This window comes from Halomonas sp. ND22Bw (assembly GCF_003011945.1).
Lineage (GTDB): Bacteria > Pseudomonadota > Gammaproteobacteria > Pseudomonadales > Halomonadaceae > Halomonas > Halomonas halophila.
Genome location: NZ_PXWD01000754.1, coordinates 1 through 276 on the forward strand (window position 1 = coordinate 1; position 276 = coordinate 276).

The 276-nt window shown below is 73.2% G+C and carries 1 protein-coding gene; it reads left to right on the forward strand.

What is annotated here, in order from left to right:
- Positions 1-274 (forward strand): EamA family transporter (locus CVH10_RS20145; protein ID WP_146143164.1); only part of this gene is annotated, 274 nt, incomplete at its 5' end.
- Positions 275-276: the final 2 nt, after the last annotated feature.

The window sequence follows — 276 nt, forward strand, 5'->3', positions numbered from 1 at the left end:
GGCGCTCCTCCTGGGGACGGGGCGCTTCGACGGATCGGCGCCCCTCTGGGCCGGCCTCGCCTGGTCGATCCTCGTCAATTCCGTGGCGGGGATCCTGCTGCTCCTCGCCCTGATCCGGCGCGGGGCGGTGGCGGGGGTCGCCGCGCTCCTGTTCCTGGTGCCGCCGGTCTCCGCCCTGATGGCCTATGGCCTGTTCGGCGAGGCGCTGGAGCCGGTGCAGATGGGCGGCATGGCCATCGCGATTCTCGGGGTCGCCATCGCGAGCCGGGGGTGATT